Source organism: Paenibacillus yonginensis (assembly GCF_001685395.1).
Classification (GTDB): domain Bacteria; phylum Bacillota; class Bacilli; order Paenibacillales; family Paenibacillaceae; genus Fontibacillus; species Fontibacillus yonginensis.
Map to the genome: position 1 here is coordinate 971,516 of NZ_CP014167.1, position 18,547 is coordinate 990,062.

Sequence of the window (18,547 nt, forward strand, 5' to 3'; positions counted from 1 at the left end):
GGCTTGATGACAGATTCGCATGCGATTGGGGGAGGAGAGAAGCCATGGATAATCAAACTGCCGCTGCGGCGGCTGGCACTCCTGTTGTGCCGAAACCTAGCCAACCTAAGGTTAAGGGAGCCAAACGATTTTTTAAGCTGCTGCTCAAGCAGAAGGCGCTGATTTGTATGTCTGTGCCTTTTGTCATCTGGATTTTTGTGTTCAAATATCTTCCGCTGTGGGGCTGGACGATCGCTTTCCAGCATTACCGGCCGAACCTCGGCATGTTCCAGCAGGAATGGGTCGGCTTGTCGCAGTTCAAATTTTTGTTCTCCGACGACTCTTTCATCCGTGTCATGCGCAATACGCTGGCTATGGCAGTCATCAAGCTGGTGCTTGGTTTCGTGACGGCTATCACGCTGGCGGTTCTGCTCAATGAACTGCGGCTCATTTTCTTCAAACGTTTTGTACAGACGATCAGCTATCTGCCGCATTTTATTTCCTGGGTTGTAGCGGCCAATCTGATTTCAACGGCGCTGTCCATCGACGGCGACGGAATCATCAATAAAGTGCTGGTGGGGCTGCATATTATCCCCGAGCCTATTATGTGGCTGGGAATCGGACCTTATTTCTGGGGAATACTCGGGATTTCCGAAGTCTGGAAGGATGTCGGCTGGAATACGATTGTATATCTGGCGGCGATGACGATGATCGACCCGTCGCAATATGAAGCGGCCGAGATTGATGGCGCGAACCGCTTCCAGCGGATTCTCAGAGTTACACTTCCGGGCTTGAAGCCGGTTATTATCATTTTGCTGATTATGAACCTGGGGAGCATTCTGGAAACGGGATTTGAACCTCAGTATTTGCTGGGCAACGGCATGAATGCGGAATACTCCGAGAACCTGGAGATCTTTGTACTGAAGTACGGGATTTCAATGGGCAATTTCTCGCTCGCCACAGCAGCCGGCATATTCAAGACAGTGGTCAGCTTTATTCTTCTATTCTCTGCTAATGCGCTGGCCAAACGAATGGGCGAGGAAAGATTGTTCTAGGAAAGGAGAGAAGGCTGATGGCTCAAACCATGCCTGCAAAAAAAGTGTATAAACGGTTCCGCTCACCCAGCGACCTTATTTTTGATACATTAAATATTATTTTCCTGGTTGGACTCGCTGTTGTTACGCTGTATCCCTTCATTAATACGTTAGCCGTTTCACTGAATGATGCGAGTGATTCCATTCGCGGCGGCATCTTCCTGTGGCCCCGTCAGTTCAGTCTGGAAAGCTACCAGTATGTATTTAAGGAAGCAACAATCTTTCATGCTACCTTGATTTCGATTCTCCGCACCGTGCTTGGTACGGTCATTACTGTATTTTCATCAGCAATGGTAGCTTATACGATCAGCCGTCCTGAGTTTGTCCTGCGCAAATTCGTAACGGTTATGTTCGTGCTCACGATGTACCTAAACGGCGGGCTGATTCCCAACTACCTGCTGATCCGCGATCTGCATCTGATCGGCAGCTTCTGGGTATACATTGTGCCAGGCATTATAGGCGTATTTAATATGATCGTCATCCGCTCCTTTATCGAAGGGCTGCCAGAAGGCATCATCGAATCTGCGCGAATAGACGGGGCGGGGGATTTCCGGACGTTTATGCAGATTGTGCTGCCGCTGTCTCTGCCCGCTTTGGCAACGGTAGCATTGTTTACGGGAGTTTACCAATGGAATTCCTGGTTTGATGTGTTCCTTTACAACTCCCAAGTGCCAAATCTGAGCACTCTGCAGTACGAGCTGATGCGGATGCTGGCCAACTCGAATTCCAACTCTTCGATGACCTCGGCTTCTGCTTTTGCCAACAGCGGCAACACTAACGCCAACTTTGTGACGCCGACCTCCATTCGGGCTACGATGACGATCGTGGCCAGCGTGCCGATGATCATCGTATATCCGTTCCTGCAAAAATACTTCGTTAAAGGCATGACACTCGGAGGGGTAAAAGGCTGAGAGCAGAAAATAAAAATAGCCGAACGTCAAGGCAGGTTAGCCCGGCGTCCGGCTATTCATGTTAAGCTTGCTGCTCTTTCGCGCTTTGCTGACGGGAGATGGCGAACAGGACCAGCCAAATCAGCAGAAAGCCTGTTAACTGGACAAGCGTAATCCGCTGATTGTAAACGATCCAGTTAATAATAACGCTGACCATCGGGAAGCTGAGCTCTGCCAAAGTAGCGATAGATGCTTTGGTGTTCTGCAGTCCTTTGTAATAAAGCAGCAAGCTGAGCAGGCCAGGCAGTACGGCCTGAAGAACAATATTAATGACAATACCGGCTACTGCGCCTTTATCGGCAGGAATATTCCAGGCATCGCCTTGATTTAAAGTAATGATGAACAGCAAGGGCAAGGCCAGAATAAAGCGTAGAGATGTGACCGTTTCGTATTGCATTTTGCCGACCATCAAACGGCCCATAACCGTGGAGCCTCCCCACAAAGCAGCGGCGCCCAAAGACAGCAGGCTTCCAACCTCAACAAATTCGCTGACATGATTAAAAGGGACGTGGAGTCCAAAAGTAAGCAGATAAGTACCGATTAAAGCCAGCAGCAGTAAAGGTCCAAAGCGTTTCGGAAGCGTCTCCCTCAAGAGAAGTCTTGCCAGGAGGATAGCGAACAGCGGCTGCAGCTTTTGCAGCAGCAGAACCGAGTTGAAGTTGACGGCTGTCGCCAAAGCCTGTGTGAATAAAATGGTAGCCAGTGCAGAGCCGCCCCAGGAGATAAACAGCAGGGCACCGATATGGCGGGCCTTCAGCCCTTTCATTTCAGAGCGGTGCGCCCATAGGACCGGGGCGGCGAACAGGAACAAAATAAGGTGCTCCAGAAGAACAATCTGCGAAGAAGTCAAATATTTGGACAACAGTATCCGGAAGATCGGGTCAACCCCCCAAAGGGCGGCCCCCAGAACAACCAGCCAGAAGCCGGTTCTGACACCGCGTCCACTGCGTAAGGGTAATGCTTGGTCAATACTAGACATAATAGCCTCCTGCGGATCTTAAAAAAGGAAAACCCCCGGCCGCCATACAGGCAAACGGGGGTTGATCAAATAAACATGTGATGAGCAGGTGAAATAAACCATGCCCAACATGATTATTGATGATCTTCTTCCATCCGGACTTTACCGTCGGCCTTGGATTTGCACCAAGTCAGTCGCTGCTGCCAGTTCGGCAGCAGCGAGTCGCGGGCTGAGCTCTGTAGGTGAGCATCACCGCCGGTTAGGAATTTCACCTTACCCCGAAGATCCTTAATAAATTTTTGTATTATACTTAATTTAAATATAAACGAAATCAAAAATGGAATATGTCAACTATATCATTGACAGGTTCAAATGCAAGTCATTTTTTAAAGTTCGCGTCCAATCCAGTCTGAAAGCTGCTGAATTGCCGTTTCGTTACGCCGGTAATAGGTCCATTGCCCACAACGTTTGGCTTCAAGCAAACCTGCACGCTGCAGCAAGGACAAGTATTGTGAAGTGGTTGACTGCGAAAGGCCGGCTTTATCCTGAAGAGACCCTACGCAAATACCGCCTGTAAAATCCAAATCGTGCAAATGTGCGGACTGGGCGGGAAAATGCTGCTCAGGATTCTTCAGCCACTGCAGCATTTGCAGTCTTGTCTCATTAGAGAGTGCTTTAAAGATTAATGTATAGTCCATAGATCCATTATATCGGTTCTTTTCGATATGTCAATTCGAAACGAAGGAAGAAAACAAGAGGCCTTATTTTAAGCTTCAAGGCACCTTTATTTATGGCTTATTGGCGCTGCTTGATTGGAGGCCATATAAAAACCCGGCATTTGCCGGGTTTTCGCCGTTGTATTTTTGTTGTGCTGGCTGGTCATATAGATGAGGCTAGCAGCCGCAGGTCAAATCTTGAATACTTGAATGGTCTTCTGCAGCTGGAAGACAGCTTGAGTCATCGCTTCCGTCTCCCGGGCCACATTCTCAATAGAAGATATTTGTTCATTCATGGCTGCGGATACCTGCTCGGTGCCGGCGGCGGACTGCTCGGTAATGGATGAAATGTTCTGAATGGACGATGAAATTTTATGAGAAGCTTCCAGCATCGATTCGCTCTCCTGGCTGAAGACGGCAATTTGTTCGGAAATATAAGCAACGCTGTCTACGATCTGGGCGAAAATCCGTTCGGCCTCCCGGATCATTTCATTTTGCATCCGGACGATTTCCTCGTTGGTATGTATATTAACGGTAGCCTGCTTGACATCCTGCTCAATGCTTTTCACCAGTTCAAACACCTTTTGCGTGGACGTAGTGGATTCCTCAGCCAGCTTGCGCACCTCCTGGGCTACTACGGCAAAACCCCGTCCATGCTCTCCGGCGCGGGCAGCCTCGATGGATGCGTTCAAAGACAGAAGATTGGTTTGTTCAGCGAGCTCGGAAATGGTTTTGGTAATCAGGGTAATACCTTGAGCATTTTGCGACAGCTTGTTGATGGATTGGGCTACCTGGCTGGTTGCTTCAACATTCCGTTTCATGCCTTCCGCTTGCTTCTCGACGGATTGGCGGCCTTCCTCAACAAGCTTCAGCGTTTGGGAAGATCGCTCGTTCATTTGACGTGCGGAGGTGGTATAATTGCCTACCTTGCTTTCGATCGACTGAATCGAATCCATCATATCGCTGACATCTTCAGAGATTTGGCTGGCGCCAACGGCAAGCTCGCTCGAGGACTTGGCCACCTGGTTCATCACCGTCTTCAGCTCCTGATGTTTATCGGCGAGTCCGCTGCTCGTATCCATGACCTGGCGGGTAATGGAGCTGACGTCGCCGAGCAGCTTTTTGAGCTTGTCCGTCATGCTGTTGAAGGTGCGGCTGATGTCGCCCATGGCGCCCGACTCCGGCACGGTTGCTGTAAAATCCCCTTTGGCAATCCGGGCCGTAACATTGGAGATATTGTCAAAAGTTGAAGAAAGCGTTCTCTCGAACAAGCGTGATAAAGGATAAGTGAGCGCGGACAGTACGACAACCAGGATGATGCCCAGCAGCCAATGCCCGGTCAGAATTAGTGCAATTAGAAAGGGAATGGAGAAGAGAACAGCGACAGCAAAGAAACCGGTTACAATTTTCTGTGACATGGATAGTTTCTGGAACCAGGACATAGAACGAATGACCCCCTCATAAAATAGATAGATTTTCCTATATTATACACTTGCCAGCCCTTTTGGTCTATGGATGTCGGCAGGTTCAGTTTTTCAATGAAAACGCTGTAAATAAGGTGAAACGGAGTTTTTTTTTCTGAAAAATCAATTGACTTTTGGATTGAAAAGAGTTTTAATATTTCGTGTGCGAAATGTTAAAGAGACTAAATATTCGAGTGGGAAAGGAATATGTCTTTGGAACAAGGGAACCAACTTCACGAGCTGGTCCAAGGGTTTCGTGAATTAAAGAGAGCCTTTCACCAGGTTGTATCAAAACAAGCTGAGAAGCTGGGCATCACGGGCATCCAGTTTTACGTGTTGTCCGCGCTTCGAGAGCAGCCCGAGCTTAGTATGTCCGATCTGGCCGAGCGGGTCCATTTGGGAAACAGTACACTCAGCGGTGTCATCGACCGGATGGAGAAAGCAGGTTATGTAGAGCGGAAGCGCTCCGATCTGGACCGCAGGACGGTCACCTTGCACTTGACCAATGAAGGAAGGGAGATTGAGGAGCGGACCAACCTTTTATATCAAAAGGCGATGGGCAAGATCAGCGACATACCGCAGGAAGAAATCACTCATTTAATAAGAACGTTTCGTTCTATTATAAATTTATTAGAAACAGAGAAAGAAGGAGAATAAACTACGATGAATGCAACACATCCTAGTGGAGCTTCGGTTCCGGTACTGAAAAAGGGTCCGATTGTTGCTGCGATTCTGATTGCAGCATTTGTGGCCTTGTTGAACCAAACCTTGATGAACGTGGCCTTGCCTCAAATGATGGGCGATCTGGGAGTAGGAGCAACTACGATCCAATGGCTCACTACCGGCTTTATGCTGGTGAACGGCGTTCTTGTCCCATTAAGTGCTTATCTGGTTCAAAGATTTACGACAAGACACCTGTTCCTGACGGCAACGATTTTATTCTCGATCGGTACGCTGATATGTGCTTTAGGCAACGATTTCTCGATGGTTATGGTCGGACGTATTGTTCAAGCGCTTGGCGCAGGCATTTTGCTTCCGCTGATGAACGTTATTTTCCTGACCATCTTCCCGATTGAGAAACGCGGTCAAGCGATGGGGATGATGGGGGTAGCGATGATCTTCGCCCCTGCCATTGGTCCTACTTTGTCCGGTTGGATCATTGAACATCATTCCTGGCATGTTCTCTTCTGGATTATCCTGCCGCTCGGCCTGATTTCGGTTCTGCTGGGTCTGCTGTTCATGAAAAATGTACTGCCCAACTCCAAAGCTAAACTGGAGTACCTGTCCGTAGTTCTTTCTACGCTGGGATTTGGCGGCATTTTGTACGGCTTCAGTGAAGCTGGCAGCAATGGCTGGGATTCCACTGAAGTTATTGTAAGTATTGTTGTTGGCGCTATAGCTTTGATCCTGTTTGTATGGCGCCAGTTTGTGGCTGAGAAGCCGCTGCTGGAAATGCGCGTATTCAAATACAACATGTACTCCCTAACAACAGTGATTAACGTCATTGTTACGATGGCGATGTATGCAGGCATGATCCTCTTGCCGATTTACCTGCAGACGATCCGCGGCTTTTCGCCGCTGGAATCCGGTTTGCTGCTCCTGCCAGGCTCGATTCTGATGGGGATCATGTCTCCAATCACCGGTATCATTTTCGATAAGATCGGTGCGAGATGGCTGGTTGTTATCGGTCTGATCATTACAGCAATTACTACCTACGAATTCAGTGACCTGACACAGAGCACCACTTATGGACATTTGATCTTTGTCTATACAGCCCGTATGTTCGGCATGTCCATGATCATGATGCCGGTTCAAACAGCGGGGCTGAACCAGCTGCCGGCCAAAATGAATGCGCACGGCGCAGCCATGTCCAACACACTGCGTACCATTGCCGGTGCGCTGGGAACGGCGTTCCTGGTAACCATCATGAACAGCCGGGCTACGCACCGCGGAACCGAACTGATTCAAGCCAGCGGTTTGAATCCTAAGGACCCGGCCAATGCTGAAGCCATCGGCAAGCTGACTCAGGATGCTACGATTTACGGCATCGACCAGGCGTTTATTGTCGCTACCTGGATTACGGTTGCTGCGCTGGTGTTGGCCTTCTTTATCAAGAGAGTGAACGTCAACAAGGAAGCCACTCCGCTGGAAACCAAAACGGTAGCTGCACCTTCCAAAGGCTGAGGCGTCACACAGTTTAATTTATAAAAAATAACAGCCGGCTCAGGAGCGTTTCCTGAGCCGGCTGTTATTTTGTTTTATGGAATCAATGCGGGATTCACAAGCTTAATGAAATTATTTTCCTGCTGCGGCTTCCAGATAACGTTTGATAAATTCAAGGGATTTGCCCGATAGCTCAGTTCCGCCGCGGATCCCTGCGATCATATCGGTTTTGCCCAAAGCCAGGTTGGCTGAAAGCGGACTGCTTGAAAGGTCGATGCCATATACATGAGAAGAGGTGTCGTCTTCCGTCTTCTGCTTTAATGCGGTTTCGCCGGTCAGCAGGGATTTTAATTCGCCGTTTGCGTAATCATCAAGCTTCTGCAGCGCTCCGCCTTGAGCCAGCCAGTCGAAAGTCGATTTATCCATGATATAAAGATCCGGTTTCTCGGTCATGACATCAATTTGGGCTTTCTGCTGCAAAGCTATCGCCATTTGCCCGGCATTTGTATTATCCATGGGCAGATAGGTTACATGGGCGGTTACCCGTTTCCAATCCGGGAAGGGAGCGAGGATGGACTGCTCCAAAGCTTCGCCAGCTTTGCTTCCGTCAGGCAAAACGAAGTTGCCGATAAACATGACCGAAAGATCAACCGGAGGGAGGCTTGCCAGTCTTTCCTGCTCTTGCTTATGATTGACGTATGTGGTGATGGCAACGATAATGACGACCAATGCCAGCAGCGACAACCAGATTTTGGTCCGGTGAAGCCGGAGGAAATCGTCGGTTTTCTCAGCGGCCCCAGCCCATTTGCCCCATTTGCGGAACCGCTCCTGCCGTTTCTGCTCGATGATCTTGTTGTCTTCGTAGTCGATGATGAAACGATAAGCACGGTTAATGGCTTCGAAGTCCTCCTCCGGCTCGGTTCCTTCCTGGGATCGGCCTCGGGAACGGGACCTTCGGACATACAGATCGTATTTCTTGTTCACTTCCTCCCGCGGTGCCCCTTCTTCGAGCCCAAGGGTTTGGTAGGCCTTTCTCAACTCGTCCATGTTTCTGCTCTCCTCTGTCTATTAAAAATGTTGCCTTAGCTTTATTATAATAGCTGTTATTTTTAAATGAAAACCCGGAAGCCGGGCTTTAAATCTTTGGATTCAGCTATTTACCATTTAGGCTCCTGGTATTATCATAAACAATTGAGAATGCGTTTACAAATAACCGGGGAAGAGGGGTTAGGCATGAGCATACTGGAAGAGCGCACGAAAGTGCTGTTTATTGGCGACAGCGTAACGGACTGCGGCAGGAATTACGAGGATCAGGCCAGTTTAGGTGCCGGATATGCTTTTCTGGCAGCGGCCGAATTTGGGCGGCGCTATCCGGAGAAGCAGGTGACTTTCCTTAATAGAGGAATAAGCGGACATCGGGTCAAGGATCTGGAAGAAAGATGGGATAGGGACTGCCTCCAGCTGAAGCCGGATTATGTTTCCATTCTGATCGGAATAAATGATACCTGGCGCAGATACGATCAAAATGATCCAACCTCCGTGGATAACTTTAAGGACGGTTACCGCCGTTTGATCGAGCGGACGCTCAACCAGGGCGTGAAGAAACTTATATTGATGGAACCCTTTGTTGTCCCCGTCCATGAAGAGCAGCAGGGCTGGTACGAAGATCTGAATCCGAAAATTCAGGCCGTACGGTCGCTGGCTAAGGAATTTGGAACGCTGTATGTACCGCTGGACGGATTAATTAATGCCGCAAGCACGGGGACAGGGGCAGCTTATTGGGCGGAAGATGGCGTTCATCCTTCCACAGCCGGACATGGCCTGATTGCCGATGCCTGGTTAAGCGTGGTTGGGGCCAAATAAGAGAGCTAATCCGGTGAAAAAAAGGAGCCGAAAAGTCAGATGACTCTTCTAGCCCCAAGATACATGCCGCTCCAATAACTGGAATCGAGATCACTGATCTGTACGCCCGGGTCCCCGTAGGTATGGATGAAGCTGCCGTTGCCGATGTAGATGCCGACGTGTCCGGCGATTTTATCGTCCTGGAAACGTCCGGGAACGGTGAAGAAGACGAGGTCGCCTGGCTGAAGCTCCGATTTCTTGACCGGAGTGCCGGTGTTTGCCTGATCTTTGGCCACCCTTGGCAGCTGGACGTTAAATTTGGCGAATACATGCTGAGTAAAGGACGAGCAGTCGAAGGTTCCGGTATCCTCATAATCATCGGAGCCAAACACATATTTTGTACCCATAAACGTTTTGGCGAAAGCAATCAGCTTGTCTACATCGGCAGTGCTCTGGATATGGATGCGAGGTGTTCTTCCGGGAATTACACGGTCGTCCGCAAGCCGTCCGGGGAACGGGGCAAAAATAATTTCCTGCTTGGGGCCGTTCCAGCCAATCTGGGTGCCGAGCAAGTCGCTCATGGCATTTCGTGTAAAATACAAATCGTCATTTCTGGCCTCAGGAGCATGGCTTAGAATCACGGGATGATTCATCGACATAGCCTCGGCCTGTCCGGCTTTGGCCCGGTAGAGGACGTCGGTAAAGCCGACCAGAAATTCATCGCCACGCCGGATGACATTTAATCCAAGCTGCTTGGCCGCAAGGGAAAGCGGAATTTGCTTCAATGTTGTAGAGCTGTCGTGGTACCCCTGCTTATTGTCAAAAGAGAGGGTTCTAGGACTGCTGCCTTTATCGGAGGCCGTTTTGTTGCCGGGATTGGAATGGCTGCAGGAGGTGGTCGAAAGGGCGATCAGCGCAGCCAGAGCTGCGGCGGATATTTTTTTTAGGGAAAAGGGTAATGTCATAAAGGTGCACTCCATTTCTAGAGAATAAGCTACTCCAGAAGTTTGTGATAATTAACCCGGAATTATGTAAGCAATGGACAAACGACTTGACTTGGAAGGAGCCAATTGAAATGAACCAATACCAGGCATATGAAGGAACCTATCAGGGGGAGAAAGCAGTTTGGCTGAAGGCGGGGCGTTATGAAGCGGTGCTGCTGCCCGAGACCGGCGGCAATCTGATTGCTTTCAAGGATGTCGAGAAGGGGTACAGCTTTCTGAGAGAACCCGAGGTAGGGAAGATCGAGGAATTTAAAACGTCTCCAGGCGTTTATGGCATTCCCGTATTATTCCCGCCAAACCGCTATGAAGACGGCAAGTTCCCTTGGAACGGGCAGACCCTTCAATTTCCGGTGAATGAAGAAGCTACAGGCAATCATTTGCATGGATTTCTACATACGGTTCCGTGGGAAGTAGAAGAGTTAGGGACAACCGAACAGGAAAGCTTCGTTACGGCTAAAATTCAGGTGGACGAGAACAGCAGGGTGTACGGCCATTTTCCGTTTGTATTTACGATGAAGCTGCGTTATTCGCTCAGCCAAGATGGCTTAAGCCAACATGTATTCATCAAAAACGACGGACAGCAGACCATGCCTCGTCTTCTCGCCTTCCACACGGCCATTAACGCTCCTTTCGCGAAAGAAAGCGATAGCAGCGACTATAAGGTGAAGCTGACCCTCGGAGATCGCTGGGAGCTGTCAGAACGGATGCTGCCGACAGGGCGTTATCAGAACTTGTCTGCTTTTGACCAGGGGCTCAAAGGAGAGGGCGTCTATCCGTTTGCAGAATCCATGGATAACCATTATACTGCCGTGCCGCAGCAGGGCCGCAACCGGATGGAGCTGACGGACAGCAGACTGAAGCTGACGCTCGTATATGATGTCGGTACTTCTTATAAACAGTGGATGATCTGGAATAACGGCGGGACACCGGGTTTCTTCTGTCCGGAACCGCAGATGAATCTGGTGAATGCACCCAATGTGGATCTTCCGGCTGAGGAGATTGGATTGTTTGGTCTTGAACCCGGGGAAATTTGGGAAGAAACGAGCCGTTTGTACGTGAAGGAAGCCAGATAACCAAAGCCTAATAATCAAAGACAAACAAGGCAAACAAAAAGACGTTCTCTACGCGGAGGACGTCTTTTGTGCGTATATGGGGATGGTCAACTAAAAGTGACGGGACGGACAACACAACTAGTAACGTTGACCTGCCGGGGAGGCTGCTCGAGTAAGCGGATTCTCCGTGGTGAGTAGATTCGAGCAAATAAAATCAGTGCGACAGCTGTTTCTTCACGTAACGCTGCAGCCAGGGAGCGACATTTAAAGTCTTCGGATAAGATTCCTTATCCTCAAAGCGCAGCATTTGATTCTCAATAGCGGACACTTTCTCTTTGTTCGCATAACATTGGTGAGCAACGCGGACAAAACAAGGATGGGTCAGCAGGCTGTTCTGTTCTTCGGCGGACAACTTCTTCTTTATGGTATAGTTTCGTCCGTAAAAGCTGACAAGTCCTTTGCTGCCCACCTTAAAGAAATAAGCATCTTCAACCGGTTCGAAATTTTCGTAAACATCCCTTTCCGGATAGGCTACATTCATCTTAAGAAAACCCCCTTCACAAGATGTGCTGTTAGCGCTTACAATTATAACATATTCGGTAGGCGGAAATAAGGTGTTTACAAATTTTTTTTGTGAAAAATGCTAAAAAATTTTATAAAGAAATCTGGGTTTTGGCGAAAAAGGCCTGCAGCGCAAACGAAGCTGCTCCCAGCACGCCGGAATCCAGCTTAAGGCGGGAGATTTCCAGGCTTACTCTCGCGTAATGAAAAGATAAAGATCTCTCTTTAACCGTGTCATACAGCGGTTTGGCAATCCAAGGTTCGATTAAAGCGATCCGGTTGCCGATAATGACGCGCTGAGGATTAAACAGATTGATTAAATTGGAGATGCCGATGCCCAGATGGCGGCCGACATGCTCCATAACGGCAATCACCTGAGGATCGCCGTCTTCGGCAAGCCGGATCAGATCCTCTAGGGCAGGCGGGTTGCCCCCCGTGTGCTTGCGCACGCTGTCAAGCTTGGCTGCTTCAAGCAGCAGCGCATTCTCTGAGGCATAAAGCTCCCAGCAGCCCTTGTTGCCGCAAGAGCAGGGTTCGCCGTCCAGCTTGATGGAGAAATGGCCGGCTTCTCCGGCAAATCCGGACGAACCCCGGTACAGGTGTCCTCCTAATAAGATGCCGGTTCCGATCCCGTGGCTGACACTGACGTATAAAAGATTGTCGGTATCCTGGGCCGCCCCGTATTTGTGTTCACCGACAGCGCCGGCATTGGCCTCATTGTCAATGACTACAGAAAGCTGCAGCTCCTCGGTCAGCATTTGCTGGAGGGGAACGCCCGACCAATGCAGGTTGGGGGCGAACAGGACGGAGCCCTGCTCATCCACGATGCCGGGCACACCAACGCCTACACCGATAATCCCGTAAGGGCTTTCCGGCGCACGTGCAGACAGCTCCCTGACGGCCCGAACAACAACCCCGCAAATATGTTCAGCCGAATTGGATTCCAGCTGAAACCAGCAGTGGTCCTTGATCGCTCCGCCGAGGTCGGTCAAAACGGCTGTCACCGAGTCGATCCGCACGTCTACGCCGATGGCATAACCGGCCTGCTCGTTAAACAGCAGCATAAGCGGCTTGCGTCCGCCGCTGGATTTGCCGGGTCCCATTTCGTGAACCAGATGTTCATCGATCAGTTCGTTGACGAGGCTGGAGACCGTTGTTTTATTAAGGCCGGTCAATTCTGAAACCTTGGCTCTGGAAATGGGGGAACGGCTGCGTATCATATCCAGCACAATTGACTTATTAATTTTCTTAACTAGGAACAAATCTCCGGTTTGCTTCATAAAATCCCCCTGAAGAGCATAAATAGTATAGGTTTGCAGCCGGTTACCCCCAGCGGGGGCGCCATGCAGGCAGCTATCCGATTATCGTTGTATAGTAAGTGTAAGGCTGCTGACGTTTTTTTTCAAATACTTTGTTTATCCAATAGACAAACTAACGATCCTGTATTATGATAATAAACGAAATCAGTTCAACATTTAATCTGGGAGGTTTTGAAATGAGTCATTTTTCTGATATTAATGTAATCGCTTACGAAGGTCCGTCCTCCAAAAACCCGCTTGCATTCAAACATTATAATCCTAAAGAAGTAGTAGCCGGCAAAACGATGGAAGAGCATCTGCGTTTCGCAACCGCTTACTGGCATACTTTTGTAGCTGACGGTACGGATATGTTCGGCCGCGGTACAGCGCTTCGTCCATGGGACAGCTACAGTGGCCTGGATCAAGCAAAATTCCGTGTGGAAGCTTCTTTTGAATTCTATGAGAAATTAGGCGTTCCATACTTCTGCTTCCACGATGTCGATATCGCACCGGAAGGCGATACCCTTCAGGAAACGAACAAAAACCTGGATGTTATCGTTGCGATGATGAAGGATTACATGAAGACCAGCAAAGCCAAACTGCTGTGGAATACGGCTAACATGTTCACCAATCCGCGTTACACGCATGGCGCCGGTACGTCCAGCAATGCTGTCGTTTATGCCCGTGCTGCTGCTCAAGTGAAAAAAGGCCTGGAAGTCGGCAAAGAGCTTGGCGCACAAAACTATGTATTCTGGGGCGGCCGCGAAGGTTATGAAACCCTGCTGAACACCGACATGGCGTTTGAGCTTGACAACCTGGCGCGCCTCTACCGCATGGCGATTGACTATGCGAAAGAAATCGGCTTTGATGCTCAATTCCTGATCGAACCAAAACCAAAAGAGCCAACCAAGCACCAATATGATTTCGATGCGGCCACAACGATTGCTTTCTTGTATCGCTACGATCTGAAAGATCATTTCAAACTGAACCTGGAAGCCAACCATGCTACGCTTGCCGGACATACGTTTGAGCATGAGCTGCGTGTTGCCCGCGACAACGGCGTGCTCGGTTCCCTTGACGCCAACCAAGGCGATGTGCTGCTCGGCTGGGATACGGACGAATTCCCGTACGATCTGTACACCACCACTTTGACTATGCATGAAGTGCTGAAGAACGGCGGCTTGGGTAAAGGCGGCGTAAACTTCGACGCTAAAGTGCGCCGCGGTTCCTTCGAGCCGGTTGACCTGTTCTATGCTCATATTGCGGGAATGGACGCTTATGCGAAAGGATTAAAAGTGGCTGCCAAAATGATCGAAGACAACTACTTCGAGAACATTGTTGCTGACCGCTACTCCAGCTTCAAGAGCGAAGTGGGCGAGTCCATCGTTTCCGGTAAAGCAACGTTGAAATCCTTGGAAGAATTTGCGCTGCAAAATAACCCTGTCAACAACAAATCCGGCCGTCTTGAGCTGATCCGCGCTACGCTGAACCAATACATCCTTGGAGATCTGTAAGCCGACAAGAGGCCGCTCTAAGGCTTGCAAAGGAGAAGGACTATGGAGTATGTAATAGGCATCGATTTGGGAACCAGCTCGGTCAAAGCCCTGCTGGTGAACCGCGAAGGCAAGGTTTGCGGCGAAGCATCGGAATCCTACCCGCTCATTACGCCTAAATCAGGCTATAGCGAGCAGGAGCCGGAGCAGTGGGTGGAGAAAAGCCTCTCCGCCCTCCGCAAGCTTGTCACGGACAGCGGAATTGAAGCAGGAGCCGTCAAGGGCATCAGCTTCTCGGGCCAGATGCACGGCCTTGTGCTGCTGGATGAGCAGCACAAGGTGCTGCGCAATGCCATTCTCTGGAATGATACCCGCACAACCAAGCAGTGCCGCCAGATTGAAGAGAAGCTTGGGGAGCAGCTGTTATCCGTCACCCGGAATCCGGCGCTTGAAGGCTTTACGCTGCCCAAAATCCTCTGGGTGCAGCAGCATGAACCGGAGCTGTTTGCGAAAGCTTCTGTGTTCCTGCTGCCGAAAGATTATTTGCGCTACCGCCTGACGGGCGAGCTGGGCATGGATTATTCGGATGCAGCGGGCACCTTGCTGCTGGACGTGGCCGGACGACGCTGGAGTCCGGAAGTGCTTGAGGCTTTTGGTTTGGACGAAAGCTTCTGTCCAAAGCTGGTTGCTTCGACGGAATGTGTAGGCACGCTGCTGCCTGAGATGGCGGAGCAAAGCGGGCTGACCACAGACGTCAAGGTGTTCGGCGGCGGGGCCGACAATGCCTGCGGCGCCACTGGCGCGGGTATTCTGGGGCCGGGCGAAACGCTGTGCAGCATCGGCACCTCCGGCGTGATCCTCTCCTACGAGGAGAATGCGTCGGCTGACTATGCAGGCAAGGTCCATTTCTTTAACCATGCGGAGCCGGATGCTTTTTACGCCATGGGAGTAACCCTGGCGGCCGGAAGCAGCCTTAGCTGGTTCCGGGATACATTTGCGTCGGGCATCTCGTTCGATGAGCTGCTGGCGGGTGCGGCCACGGTTCCGGCCGGAGCGGACGGTCTGCTGTTTACGCCGTATCTGTCCGGCGAACGTACACCGCATGCGGATTCTGCGATCCGAGGCAGCTTTATCGGCATGGACCTGCGCCATAAGAAAGAGCATTTTACCCGGGCGGTGATTGAGGGAATTACGTTCTCCTTGCGCGAGTCTATCGAAATCTTGCGCAGCGCCGGCAAACAGATCGATACGATCGTGTCGATCGGCGGAGGCGCCCGCAGCGAGCTGTGGCTGCAAATGCAGGCCGACATCTTCAACGCCGAGGTGGTCCGTCTGGAAAGCGAGCAGGGTCCGGCCATGGGAGCGGCTATGCTGGCCGCTGCCGGCCTGAACTGGTTCAGCTCCTTGAAGGAATGCGCCGGCCAATTTATCGGCAAAGCGGCCAGCTATCAGCCTTCAGGAGAACAGGTTAAGCTGTATAACGACTTATATCCTTTGTATAAAGACGTGTATACCAGCACCCAATCACTGAACCGCAAGCTGGGGCCGTTCCGCTCGTAGATAAGAATGCAAGATAAGAGGTCCAACCTTTTTCCACCTTTTTCCACCCCCCTTTCGTGTTATGAAGGCATTCATACAACGAAAGGGGGGTTTTTATGATTATGGCCATAAACCGGGCTGGGATTCAAACCGCCGCCTGCCGTTTAAGGCTTAATAAAGGAGAAATAATGGATCTCAGGGGAGGTGCTGTGCGATGAGAAAGCTGAGATGGGGGATTATGGGCACTGCCAGCGTGGCCCGCGATTCCGTAATTCCGGCGATTCGTGAATCCGAAACGGGGATTGTAGGAGCAGTGGCCAGCCGGGATTTGAGGAAGAGCAGAAAGCTGGCACAGGAGTTGGGCGGAGCCATCAAAGCGTACGGGCATTACGAAGAGCTGTTTGAAGACCCGGAAATAGAGGCCGTCTATATCCCGCTGCCCAATCATTTGCATGCTGAATGGAGCATCGCTGCCATGCAGGCCGGCAAACATGTCTTATGCGAGAAACCGGGCGCTTTGACCGCCGGTCAGTTCGCGGAGGTCCTGTCTGTTTCCGAGACGACAGGCAAACATTATGCAGAGGCGCTGATGTACCGCCATCACCCGCAGTTTAAGGAAGTCAGGCAGCGTATCCGGCAGGGGGCGATTGGCGAACTGCGGCTGATCCGGGGCTGCTTTACCTGCAGCAGCTCGGAAGCACAGGGCAACATCCGCTTTCGTCAGGAGTGGGGCGGAGGAGCGCTGTATGATCTTGCCGAGTATCCGCTCAGCGCAGCCCGCTGGCTGACCGGCAGGGAGCCGGAGGCCGTGACCGTACATGCCGTATATTCGGACGCGCATGGCGGTGTCGATATGACGGCTTCCGGGCTTGTGGAATTTCCGGACGGGGTTTCTTTGCTGTTCGACTGCGGTTTATGGAGCGAGGAGAGACGTTGTCTAGAAATTGTAGGGAGTGAGGGACGCATTGAAATCCCCCATGCTTTCTCGGGCAAGGAACAATCCGGTTATTTCTTGTATAAAGGCATGGAGACGAGTGAAAGCCGGGAACGTCCCTTAAACGCATATGTACTTGAAATCGACCATTTTGGCCGGATCGTGCTGGAGGGGAAGCAGCCGGATTTCACGGCGGCGGATGCGCTGGCGAATCTCCGTTTGCTGGACGCCTGCCGTCGGTCGGCCCGCGAGAAACGGCGGATCGTGCTGGAAACCGCTGCACAGCAAGGCGCCTCTTTGGCTCAAGGCATCTAAATATCAAGTTTGGGTTTGGTCTCAATGAAAACGAAGTGATATGATAAGATTAAGATGTAAATAAAGTCATATACTTATCATTTCGAGGAGGACATCTTGTGGCAAATTCCAACCCAAACCTATACTTGTTCATTGGTTCATATGCGGAGGCCGATGGACCTGGTGTATACGTGTACAAATTTAATGAAAGCACCGGCGAGCTGGCTCAGATTCAGGAGATTTCCGGCTTAAAAAATCCAACCTTCCTGAATGTGGATCCTTCGGCACATAAGCTTTACAGCATTGCGGAGACGGTCAACGCAGAAGGGAAAAAAGCCGGCGAAGCCGTTGCTTTCTCTATAGACCCGGCTACCGGCAGACTTGCCGAGCTGAACCGCAATATCAATATGGACAATACGCTCTGCCATATCCAGCGGGTGGATGAGTTCGGTTATGCCTTCGTTTCCAGCTACCACGGGGGGAAAGTCGGAGCTGTCAAACTGAATGAGGATGGGACCGTGGGAAAGCTGACGGACGAGAAACATCACGAGCCTTTGGAAGGTCAGCCCGCCGATGCGGTTTCCCATGTTCATTCGGCCTTCTTCAGCCCGGATAAAAAATATTTGTTGGTGAACGATCTTGGTCTGGATCTGATCCGCACCTATAAATTCGACGCGGCGTCCGGCACGCTGACGTTCCATGGAGATACCCGCACTGCCCAAGGCGCTGGCCCTCGTCATTTGGCCTTTCACCCTTCCAAGCCTTACGTCTTTGTGATCCATGAATTGAACTCTACCATCGTGTCCTACCGTTATGAGGCTGAAAGCGGAGCATTAACCGAAATTCAGTCCGTCTCTACGCTTCCGGCAGGCTTCGAGGGATCCAACGGAACAGCGGAAATCGCCGTTTCCAAGGATGGACGATTTGTTTACGGCTCCAACCGTGGACATGACAGCATCGTGATTATGGCTGTTGATCAGGCTACTGGCGAACTGAGCGTTGTGGATTATGTTTCGACAGAAGGCGGACACCCTCGCCATTTTGCCTTGACGCCAAGCGGGGATTATTTGATTGCCGCCAACCGGGACGGGAATAATCTTGTTGTCTTCAGCGTCAATAAGGAGACGGGGCTGATTCAGGCCACAGGGGTTACGGCTGCTGTATCCAAACCCGTTTGTGTGCAGCCTTTTTATCTGTAAGGTAAATA

Annotated in this window: 17 protein-coding genes and 1 riboswitch; of the genes, 10 read left to right on the forward strand and 7 right to left on the reverse strand. The window is 50.7% G+C overall.

The window, feature by feature from the left end; translation table 11 throughout:
* Positions 1 to 44: 44 nt before the first annotated feature.
* Both AWM70_RS04465 and AWM70_RS04470 read left to right on the forward strand, forming a co-directional pair.
* Positions 45 to 1,034, forward strand: a complete 990-nt coding sequence (locus AWM70_RS04465) for an ABC transporter permease (protein WP_083180126.1) — start codon at positions 45 to 47, stop codon at positions 1,032 to 1,034.
* A gap of 17 nt (positions 1,035 to 1,051) precedes the next feature.
* Positions 1,052 to 1,984, forward strand: a complete 933-nt coding sequence (locus AWM70_RS04470) for a carbohydrate ABC transporter permease (RefSeq protein WP_068694521.1) — start codon at positions 1,052 to 1,054, stop codon at positions 1,982 to 1,984.
* 61 nt (positions 1,985 to 2,045) lie between these two features.
* Here the strand turns inward: AWM70_RS04470 and AWM70_RS04475 are convergent, their stop codons facing one another.
* The 3 genes from AWM70_RS04475 to AWM70_RS04485 form a co-directional block, all read right to left on the reverse strand.
* Positions 2,046 to 3,002, reverse strand: a complete 957-nt coding sequence (locus tag AWM70_RS04475) for a DMT family transporter (RefSeq protein ID WP_068694522.1) — start codon at positions 3,000 to 3,002, stop codon at positions 2,046 to 2,048.
* Between the two features lie 118 nt (positions 3,003 to 3,120).
* Positions 3,121 to 3,271: riboswitch (FMN riboswitch) on the reverse strand.
* A 96-nt stretch (positions 3,272 to 3,367) separates the two neighbouring features.
* Entirely contained in the window at positions 3,368 to 3,679 is a 312-nt protein-coding gene (locus tag AWM70_RS04480; RefSeq protein ID WP_068694523.1) for an ArsR/SmtB family transcription factor, read from the reverse strand.
* A gap of 209 nt (positions 3,680 to 3,888) precedes the next feature.
* Positions 3,889 to 5,139 (reverse strand): methyl-accepting chemotaxis protein, encoded by a 1,251-nt coding sequence (locus tag AWM70_RS04485; protein ID WP_068694524.1) that lies wholly within the window; start codon positions 5,137 to 5,139, stop codon positions 3,889 to 3,891.
* Between the two features lie 234 nt (positions 5,140 to 5,373).
* On the opposite strand from AWM70_RS04485, the gene AWM70_RS04490 reads away from it, so the two are divergent.
* On the forward strand, positions 5,374 to 5,817 hold the full coding sequence (locus AWM70_RS04490) for a MarR family winged helix-turn-helix transcriptional regulator (protein ID WP_169823399.1): 444 nt from the start codon (positions 5,374 to 5,376) through the stop codon (positions 5,815 to 5,817).
* A 6-nt stretch (positions 5,818 to 5,823) separates the two neighbouring features.
* A complete protein-coding gene (locus tag AWM70_RS04495) occupies positions 5,824 to 7,344 on the forward strand; it encodes a DHA2 family efflux MFS transporter permease subunit (RefSeq protein ID WP_068694526.1) in 1,521 nt (506 codons plus the stop codon).
* 111 nt (positions 7,345 to 7,455) lie between these two features.
* On the opposite strand, the gene AWM70_RS04500 is transcribed toward AWM70_RS04495, so the two are convergent.
* Positions 7,456 to 8,370, reverse strand: a complete 915-nt coding sequence (locus AWM70_RS04500) for an extracellular solute-binding protein (RefSeq protein WP_068694527.1) — start codon at positions 8,368 to 8,370, stop codon at positions 7,456 to 7,458.
* A 186-nt stretch (positions 8,371 to 8,556) separates the two neighbouring features.
* Between AWM70_RS04500 and AWM70_RS04505 the strand changes: the two genes are divergently transcribed.
* Positions 8,557 to 9,186: an SGNH/GDSL hydrolase family protein gene (locus AWM70_RS04505; protein ID WP_068694528.1), complete on the forward strand. Its 630-nt coding sequence runs from the start codon at positions 8,557 to 8,559 to the stop codon at positions 9,184 to 9,186.
* 35 nt (positions 9,187 to 9,221) lie between these two features.
* On the opposite strand, the gene AWM70_RS04510 is transcribed toward AWM70_RS04505, so the two are convergent.
* Positions 9,222 to 10,130, reverse strand: a complete 909-nt coding sequence (locus AWM70_RS04510; RefSeq protein WP_068694529.1) for a C40 family peptidase — start codon at positions 10,128 to 10,130, stop codon at positions 9,222 to 9,224.
* Positions 10,131 to 10,240: 110 nt separating this feature from the next.
* On the opposite strand from AWM70_RS04510, the gene AWM70_RS04515 reads away from it, so the two are divergent.
* A complete protein-coding gene (locus tag AWM70_RS04515) occupies positions 10,241 to 11,242 on the forward strand; it encodes an aldose 1-epimerase (protein ID WP_068694530.1) in 1,002 nt (333 codons plus the stop codon).
* 193 nt (positions 11,243 to 11,435) lie between these two features.
* Here AWM70_RS04515 and AWM70_RS04520 read toward each other — a convergent pair whose 3' ends face one another.
* Positions 11,436 to 11,762, reverse strand: a complete 327-nt coding sequence (locus tag AWM70_RS04520) for a hypothetical protein (protein ID WP_068694531.1) — start codon at positions 11,760 to 11,762, stop codon at positions 11,436 to 11,438.
* Positions 11,763 to 11,874: 112 nt separating this feature from the next.
* Positions 11,875 to 13,062, reverse strand: coding sequence for an ROK family protein (locus AWM70_RS04525; RefSeq protein ID WP_068694532.1), 1,188 nt, complete (start codon positions 13,060 to 13,062; stop codon positions 11,875 to 11,877).
* A 215-nt stretch (positions 13,063 to 13,277) separates the two neighbouring features.
* Here AWM70_RS04525 and xylA point away from each other — a divergent pair, with 215 nt between their 5' ends.
* From xylA to AWM70_RS04545, 4 genes are all read left to right on the forward strand, one after another.
* Positions 13,278 to 14,594, forward strand: coding sequence for a xylose isomerase (gene xylA, locus AWM70_RS04530; RefSeq protein WP_068694533.1), 1,317 nt, complete (start codon positions 13,278 to 13,280; stop codon positions 14,592 to 14,594).
* A gap of 42 nt (positions 14,595 to 14,636) precedes the next feature.
* Positions 14,637 to 16,133, forward strand: a complete 1,497-nt coding sequence (gene xylB / locus AWM70_RS04535; RefSeq protein WP_068694534.1) for a xylulokinase — start codon at positions 14,637 to 14,639, stop codon at positions 16,131 to 16,133.
* Between the two features lie 193 nt (positions 16,134 to 16,326).
* On the forward strand, positions 16,327 to 17,361 hold the full coding sequence (locus AWM70_RS04540) for a Gfo/Idh/MocA family protein (protein ID WP_068694535.1): 1,035 nt from the start codon (positions 16,327 to 16,329) through the stop codon (positions 17,359 to 17,361).
* 98 nt (positions 17,362 to 17,459) lie between these two features.
* A complete protein-coding gene (locus AWM70_RS04545; protein ID WP_068694536.1) occupies positions 17,460 to 18,539 on the forward strand; it encodes a lactonase family protein in 1,080 nt (359 codons plus the stop codon).
* The last annotated feature ends 8 nt before the right edge of the window (positions 18,540 to 18,547 follow it).